Source organism: Oleiphilus sp. HI0117 (assembly GCF_001635235.1).
This window is the reverse complement of sequence record NZ_LWGA01000340.1, coordinates 1-432: the sequence shown is the minus strand read 5'-3', so window position 1 is coordinate 432 and position 432 is coordinate 1. Positions and strand designations below refer to the sequence as shown.

The window sequence follows — 432 nt, the reverse complement described above, 5'->3', positions numbered from 1 at the left end:
AAGCATCCAGATTGTTCTTTTGCCCCGGATGCTTCTCTCGCGCCATGGCTANTGTATCTAATACACCACAGTAATTTTCTACCGGAGGGATCTTGTTGACCAAAAGGTTAAATTCGTAGTTGATAAAGCCAACGTCAAACGCCGCATTATGGATAACCAGTTCAGAACCTTTTATATACTCAAGAAATTCTTGGGCAATATCAGCAAACAAAGGCTTATCAGCTAGAAACTCATTCGTTATTCCGTGGACATCTATCGCTTCTTGCTCTACGACCCGCTCTGGATTGATATACACATGGTAGTGATTTCCTGTCAGCTTACGGTCAATCAGTTCGACACAACCAATCTCGATTATCCTGTGGCCAAGCTGAGGATTTATACCGGTGGTTTCTGTATCAAGTACGACCTGCCTCACCCTTCAACTCCATCAAT

General features: G+C 43.4%; 1 protein-coding gene. It reads right to left on the bottom strand.

Features of this window, described 5'->3' with window-relative positions; genetic code table 11:
• Nucleotides 1-415 (bottom strand): DNA polymerase III subunit epsilon (gene dnaQ / locus A3757_RS04145; RefSeq protein ID WP_082872056.1); only part of this gene is annotated, 415 nt, incomplete at its 3' end.
• Between the last annotated feature and the right edge of the window lie 17 nt (nucleotides 416-432).